The sequence below is a fragment of the Oceanicaulis sp. UBA2681 genome (assembly GCF_002354675.1).
In the GTDB taxonomy this organism is placed as follows: domain Bacteria; phylum Pseudomonadota; class Alphaproteobacteria; order Caulobacterales; family Maricaulaceae; genus Oceanicaulis; species Oceanicaulis alexandrii.
In genome coordinates, this window is the sequence record NZ_DEMB01000012.1 from 176,436 (window position 1) to 182,787 (window position 6,352).

General features: G+C 61.5%; 8 protein-coding genes. 4 read left to right on the forward strand and 4 right to left on the reverse strand.

The genetic code is table 11. The annotated features are described in order from the left end of the window. Positions 1-85 precede the first annotated feature (85 nt). The gene (locus B3M53_RS10400; RefSeq protein ID WP_273019802.1) at positions 86-1,447 is read left to right on the forward strand and encodes a serine hydrolase; all 1,362 of its coding nucleotides are present in this window, start codon (positions 86-88) and stop codon (positions 1,445-1,447) included. A gap of 8 nt (positions 1,448-1,455) precedes the next feature. Here the strand turns inward: B3M53_RS10400 and grpE are convergent, their stop codons facing one another. Further along, complete coding sequence (grpE, locus tag B3M53_RS10405; protein WP_022700922.1) at positions 1,456-2,076, reverse strand: nucleotide exchange factor GrpE; 621 nt, start codon at positions 2,074-2,076, stop codon at positions 1,456-1,458. 62 nt (positions 2,077-2,138) lie between these two features. Continuing rightward, entirely contained in the window at positions 2,139-3,206 is a 1,068-nt protein-coding gene (gene hrcA / locus B3M53_RS10410) for a heat-inducible transcriptional repressor HrcA (protein WP_199318914.1), read from the reverse strand. Positions 3,207-3,335: 129 nt separating this feature from the next. Between hrcA and rph the strand changes: the two genes are divergently transcribed. Continuing rightward, positions 3,336-4,052 (forward strand): ribonuclease PH, encoded by a 717-nt coding sequence (gene rph / locus B3M53_RS10415; protein WP_022700920.1) that lies wholly within the window; start codon positions 3,336-3,338, stop codon positions 4,050-4,052. Positions 4,053-4,094: 42 nt separating this feature from the next. On the opposite strand, the gene B3M53_RS10420 is transcribed toward rph, so the two are convergent. Together B3M53_RS10420 and B3M53_RS10425 are read right to left on the reverse strand one after the other, a co-directional pair. Further along, positions 4,095-4,313, reverse strand: a complete 219-nt coding sequence (locus B3M53_RS10420) for a helix-turn-helix domain-containing protein (protein ID WP_022700919.1) — start codon at positions 4,311-4,313, stop codon at positions 4,095-4,097. 16 nt (positions 4,314-4,329) lie between these two features. Continuing rightward, on the reverse strand, positions 4,330-4,881 hold the full coding sequence (locus B3M53_RS10425) for a DUF2975 domain-containing protein (RefSeq protein WP_022700918.1): 552 nt from the start codon (positions 4,879-4,881) through the stop codon (positions 4,330-4,332). Between the two features lie 438 nt (positions 4,882-5,319). Between B3M53_RS10425 and rdgB the strand changes: the two genes are divergently transcribed. Further along, entirely contained in the window at positions 5,320-5,925 is a 606-nt protein-coding gene (gene rdgB, locus B3M53_RS10430) for an RdgB/HAM1 family non-canonical purine NTP pyrophosphatase (RefSeq protein WP_273019807.1), read from the forward strand. Further along, a partial coding sequence (locus B3M53_RS10435) for a radical SAM protein (RefSeq protein ID WP_286800369.1) occupies positions 5,922-6,352 on the forward strand: 431 nt, incomplete at its 3' end. The genes rdgB and B3M53_RS10435, both read left to right, overlap by 4 nt.

A 6,352-nucleotide genomic window follows, 5' to 3' on the forward strand; every position in this document is an offset into this window, starting at 1 on the left:
ACAAAACCCTCATGACATGAAGTTCACTTGTTCGTCCTACGGTTACTTATAGCGTTCTGTTGAAAATAAATTTTCAGAGGACGTTATGTTTTCCACGATCCTGACCAGCCTGGCGCTGGCTTCAACCACGCTCTCGCAGTCAGACGCTTCAGACATTTCAGATGCCTTGAGAACTGAAATCGAAACCATGAGAGCGGCATATGGCGTCTCGGGTCTCGCCGTCAGCGTCGTCAGTGGAGACGATGTCATTCTGTCCGAGGGCTTCGGGTCTTTCGAAAACGGCCCGGTGGCGGCTCAGTCGCAATGCGGGCTTTATTCAGCCACCAAGGCCTTGACCGCTTTCACACTCGCCTCGCTGATCGAAGATGGCGACGTCAATCTGAACGCCCGTGTGGGGGAGCTGCTGACAGATAGCCCTGAGGGATGGCGCGATATCCCGCTCTGGCGTCTTTACAACCATACCAGCGGACTCGCCATGATCGTCACGCAGGAGGCGTTCAGCGGCATCGCGGAGGATCCCGAGGCCGGCAACACCGCCATCTATGAAATCGTGCGCGAGTTGCCGCTAGATTTTGAACCCGGCGCACATTCCCGCTACCAGCAAAGCGGATACGCGGTCTCCGAAATGATCGCCGAGGCAAGATTGGGACAGCCCTGGCCTGCGCTCGTCGAACAGCACCTCACCGGCCCGGCGCAATCAAATGACACGGTCTATGGCCAGATCACTGACGGATCGAAGTCAATGCCCATGATCAGCTCGGCCGGCGGTTATGTCACAACGGCGTCTGACATGGCGCGGATCTTTGAGGCCCTTAACGCAGGTCTAATCGCAAATCGCGACTTCCTGGCGGACCTACTGACGGACCCGGCCTATATGCAAGACAATTATGGGCTCGGCGTCATCCTTGAAGATGTAGCTGGAGAAACGACGATCGGCCATCGCGGCGGAGGCGCACGGGCCAATCTGCGCTACGCGACGCAAGCCGGCGTTGGAGTGATGGCCTGCACCGACCAGGTCGGCAATCGGGAACTGACTATTCATGTTGGCGAGATGGTGATGCGTGCGCTGTTGTCAGGCGAGGCTCCGCGTCCTCACATCGCCAGCCTTCTGTACGGATCAGAAGACGCGTCTGCGCAAACGCTGGTTACCCTATTCGAGCGTGAGTGGAACAATTCCGACACACGCTATGGCTTTGAAGGCTCAGAAGCTGTGCTCAATGCGCTCGGCTATGACCGCCTGGAAGAGGCCCCCGCCGAGGCCCAGACCTTGTTCGCGCTCAATACGCGCCTCTATCCAGACTCTGCCAATGTCTGGGATTCTCTGGCGGACGCGCAGCTGGCGCTTGGGGAAGGCGCCGCCGCGCTCCACAGCATGCGGCGCGCGCTCGACCTGCAACCCGGAAATCCATATTTCCAGCGTCGGGTGGTCGAGCACACACCGAATTAAAGCTGCAATCAGGCGCTGACGTCGACGCCGCCTTCGTTCTCTCCGCCTGCAGGCGGGGTGGCGGGGCCGGCGCTGACCACCACCATGGCGGCGCGCAGGGTGCGATCACCGATCTTGTAACCGGGCTGCATCACATGGGCGATGGCGCCCTTGGGCTGATCGGCCGGGATCTGGGCGGCGGCCTGGTGCATGTTCGGATCGAGCGCATCGCCGGGGGCGGGCTCCACCTTCTTCACGCCATGGCGCTCCAGTGACGACAGAAGACGACGCTCGGTCATCTCCACGCCTTCCAGCAGGGTTTTCAGCGCTTCGCCGGCTTCGGACTTGGCCTCGTCGCTGATCGACTGCAAAGCGCGCGACAGATTGTCGGCCACGTCCAGCATGTCGCGGGCGAAACCGGTCACGGCGTAAGCGCGCGTGTCTTTCACTTCGCGCTCGGCGCGCTTCTTGGTGTTCTCCATCTCCGCCAGCGCGCGCAGCAGCTGGTCCTTGAGATTGGAGATTTCCTCAGCCGGATCGGGTTCTTCAGACGCGGGCGCTTCTTGTTCGGCGTCGGCGGCGTGTGCAGCGTCAGCTTCAGCGTTCAGTTCGGCGTCTTCAGTTTCAGGTGTCTGGTTTTCGTTGCTCATACGTGCGGTCATTCAAGGCTAGAGGGGTGATCGTCAACCCAAAGGTTCACCAGGACGGGTGATTATCGCGGCCCGGATAGAAGCCGGCCGACCATTTGGGCGGTGTAATCAACAATTGGGATGACACGGGCATAGTTCAAACGCGTGGGACCGATCACGCCGATCGCGCCGATGATCTGGTTCTCGCGATTTCTGTAGGGCGCGACGATCACCGACGATCCTGACAGCGAAAACAACGGGTTCTCGGACCCGATGAACAGGCGCACGCCCTGCGCTTGCCGCGCTTCGTCCAGCAGCGACAACAGACCTTCCTGACGTTCGATATCATCAAACAGAAGCCGGATGCGCTCCAGATCCTCCGCCGCCTCGACGCTTTCCAGCAGCCGCGACTGGCCGCGCACGATCAGGGTGCGTTGCTCGGGCCCCGCCCAGTCGGCGAGACCGGCCTCCACCAGCGCGGACGCCGCGCCGTCAAGCTGGGCCTGCTTGGCGGAAATCTCTTCTCGAATGGCGCTCAGCGCTTCGGCCAGGGTGCGACCGCGAAGCCGGGCGGAGAGATAATTGCCCGCTTCAATCAACGCCGCGGGCGGCAGACCGGGCGGCGGGCGCATCAGCCGGTTCTCGACATTGCCGTCTTCGGTCACCAGAACCGCCAGCACTTCTGTGGGCGACAGGTTCACGAACTCCACATGGCGCAAGGGCGCGTCATGGGCCGGGCTCGCCACCAGACCTGCGCCGCCCGCCAGGCCCGATAGAAGGTTTGAGACTTCCGACAGAACATCTTCAGGACGGCGTCCTACAGCGGAGACGCGGGTGTCGATCGCGGTGCGGTCATCCGCCTCCAGGTCCCCCACTTGCAGCAAGCCGTCCACAAACAGGCGCAAACCGGCATGCGTGGGCATGCGGCCAGCCGAGACATGCGGCGAGGCCAGCAAGCCCGCCGATGTCAGATCCGCAAGCGTATTGCGGATGGAGGCAGGCGACAGGTTGAGCCCGGAGGTCTTGGACAGGGTGCGCGAGCCCACCGGCTCGCCGGTATCAAGATAGGTCTCCACCAGATCACGAAAGATCGAGCGCGAGCGCTCATCAAGCGCCATCAGGCCAGAGGGGGAAGACGGTGAATGGGTCATCACGCTTTCAGAGTTAGTGTCGCTCCCCGTCCGGCGCAATCACCAAGATTGCACGCAAAGCGCTTTGCGCCATCGCGCCTGCTCGGTTAACACGAGAGCCACAGACACACGAACATCCGGAGATGACCCATGCGCCCTGAAGGCCGCCAACCCGACGCCTTGCGCCCGCTCAGTTTTGAAATGGGCTGGTCGCCTTACGCCGAAGGCTCCTGCCTGATCAGTTTCGGCAACACCAAAGTGTTGTGCACGGCGTCGGTGGAAGAAAACGTGCCGCCCTGGCTGCGCGGCCAGGGCAAGGGCTGGGTGACAGGCGAATACGCCATGCTGCCCCGCGCCACACACCAGCGCAATCGCCGCGAAGTGCAATCGGGCAAACCCTCTGGCCGGACGCAGGAAATCCAGCGCCTGATTGGCCGTTCGCTGCGCGCGGCGGTCGATCTCAAAGCCCTGGGAGAACGTCAGATCGTCGTAGATTGCGATGTCCTGCAAGCCGATGGCGGCACTCGCACCGCGGCGATCACCGGCGCCTGGCTCGCCCTGAAAGCGGCCGTCGCTTACCTGATGGAAGAAGGCGTTCTGAAAACCGATCCGGTCATTGCTCAGATCGCTGCGGTCTCTGCGGGCGTCGTGAACGGCGACTGCGTGCTGGATCTGGAATATGAGGAAGACCGGGTGGCGGAAACCGACGCCAATTTCGTGCTGACGTCCAGTGGCGGCGTGATCGAAGTGCAGGCCACGGCGGAAGACACGCCGATGACCCAAAGCCAGTTTGACCAGATCTTCGCCCTGGCGCGCAGGGGCGTGACCGATCTGTGCGCAGCCCAGCTCAAGGCTCTCGGCCAGTAAACAGGACTGAAAGCAGGCGGGCGGCTATGCGCTGTCCGCCTCTTACTCTTCTTCGTCCTCGTCCTCAAAAACGAGAAGGTCAGCGGGCTGGCAATCCAGCTCACGGCACAAGGCTTCCAGCGTGGAGAAGCGTACGGCCTTGGCCTTGCCGGTTTTCAGGATCGACAAATTGGCCATGGTGATGCCGACGCGATCGCACAGCTCGGTCAGTGACATGCGGCGATCCAGCAGCATACGGTCCAGGGTGACGCGAATGGGCATGTGTGTTCCGCGCTCCCTAAATCGTCAGTTTCTGCTCTTCACGCATGCGGGTGCCTTCGCGGAAAATTTCCGCCAACACAAGCATGGCGAGCACAGCAAACCAGGCGCCGAGATTCAGGCTGAATTCGGGAACAACGCGAGCGCCGCCTTCAACGGGGCGGCCCAACAGGGTGATCATCAGCGAAAGGACGCCGTGCGCCCCATAGTGCAAGAGCTGATAGACGGCGATGCCAATGGCGATCGCGCGCAAATGATTGGAGTTTTCTTCAACGAACGGGTCGCCGGCGATCAAAGTCGCCATGATCCGGCGCAACCGGTCCACCACGAAGGTCACCGCTGCGAGCGCCGCAATGGCGAGCGGCAGGGCGAGCACCACATCCATCGCCAGAAACTGGCGAATGCTGAGCGGCAGATCGGAGCCAAAACCCAAAAGGCGGGAGATCCCGCCAAACACAATGAGAACGATAATGAGACTGGCGAGCCCCAATACCGCCCAAAGCAGATAATAGACGATGTCGAGGAGGATCTTCAGCAGTGAAGCCAGCGATCCCTGACCCAGCGTCTTCATGCATCCCCCAAGGGCTTGTTAGCTGGATCGTCGACCGGGCGGCGAGACATCTTCCGCGAGGGGAGGAACGGCGTGTCTCGTCTCACCCGGCCTTCGATCCGGACATTCATTAACCGACCAGCGAGCTGACCGCGGCGGCCATGCCGGCGAAAACGCCCGCCACCAGAGCCAGATTGATCACCATTGCGATTGCGCTGTGACCGGCATTGTTTTTGGACCTGACCATCTCATACTCTCCTAAGTCTCTTGTTCGACCAACCAGTTTCCGAAGCCGTTCCGATCCTTTATCGCCGGGGGTCTTCGGTGTGGTCGGGGGTGTTTCCCCCTCGCCACGAGTATCTATGTAGACCACGTCCTATCGCTTCGCAACAAAAAAATATCGAAAATCGATATGAATTTTTCGAAAGGCGATATGTACGGATGAAAGGACGCCCTTCCATGACCCTTTTCTCGACGGCTCCCAAATGGGCGATCGCCAGCCATAACAAAGGCAAAATCAAAGAGATAGCCGAGCTGATCGCCCCCTATGGACTGGTTGCGGAAGGGGCGGATTCGCTGGGTTTGCCCGAGCCTGAAGAGACTGAAAAAACTTTCACCGGCAATGCGCTTCTCAAAGCCAGGGCGGGCGCGGAGGCCTGCGGACTGGTGTCTCTGGCCGACGATTCAGGGCTGGAAGTCACTGCGCTGGACGGTGCGCCCGGCATTTATTCCGCCCGCTGGGCCGGAGAGCCGCGCGATTTTGGCGCCGCGATGGACAAAGTCCGCACAGAGCTTGAGGCTCGCCAGGCCACAGATTACAGCGCCCGCTTTGTGTGCGCGCTGGCGCTGGCGCACCCGGATGGCGAGACTCGCGTCTATGAAGGTGAGGTGCGCGGCCATCTCTCCTTCCCCCCACGAGGCGACAAGGGATTTGGCTACGATCCGATCTTCGTTCCCAACGGTCATGAGCTGACCTTCGCCGAGATGGATCCGGCGATCAAACACGCCATGAGCCATCGCGCCCACGCTTTCCGCCTGCTGGTTGAGGATGTGTTCGGCGCATGAGCCCCGCGCCCGATCGCCTGGGTCTTTACGTGCACTGGCCTTATTGCGCGCGCATCTGCCCGTATTGCGACTTCAACGTCTACAAGGCCGCCCACGCGCAACCTGAGGCGCTGCTGGCCGCCATGCTCGACGATCTGGCGCACTGGCGCGACAGGTTGGGGCCGCGCACGATCCACAGCGTGCACTTTGGCGGCGGCACGCCCTCTTTGATGGAGCCGGCGGCGATCGCCGCCATCCTTGAACGCGCTGACGCCCTGTTCGGGCTGACGCCAGGGTGTGAGATCGGGCTGGAAGCCAATCCGATGGAGCATGACCGTTTCGCCGGCATCGCCTCCGCCGGGGTGGAGCGGATGTCTCTGGGCGTTCAGGCGCTGGATGACGCCAGCCTCAAACGCCTGGGCCGCGATCATGATGCGCGCACGGGGCT

What these genes read in the sequence shown, in the direction of transcription:
- hrcA (WP_199318914.1), bottom strand. Translation starts at nt 3,206, where the DNA reads ATGACCCATTCACCGTCTTCCCCCTCTGGCCTGATGGCGCTTGATGAG.
- B3M53_RS10400 (WP_273019802.1), top strand. Translation starts at nt 86, where the DNA reads ATGTTTTCCACGATCCTGACCAGCCTGGCGCTGGCTTCAACCACGCTC.
- B3M53_RS10420 (WP_022700919.1), bottom strand. Translation starts at nt 4,313, where the DNA reads ATGCCCATTCGCGTCACCCTGGACCGTATGCTGCTGGATCGCCGCATG.
- rph (WP_022700920.1), top strand. Translation starts at nt 3,336, where the DNA reads ATGCGCCCTGAAGGCCGCCAACCCGACGCCTTGCGCCCGCTCAGTTTT.
- rdgB (WP_273019807.1), top strand. Translation starts at nt 5,320, where the DNA reads ATGACCCTTTTCTCGACGGCTCCCAAATGGGCGATCGCCAGCCATAAC.
- B3M53_RS10425 (WP_022700918.1), bottom strand. Translation starts at nt 4,881, where the DNA reads ATGAAGACGCTGGGTCAGGGATCGCTGGCTTCACTGCTGAAGATCCTC.
- grpE (WP_022700922.1), bottom strand. Translation starts at nt 2,076, where the DNA reads ATGAGCAACGAAAACCAGACACCTGAAACTGAAGACGCCGAACTGAAC.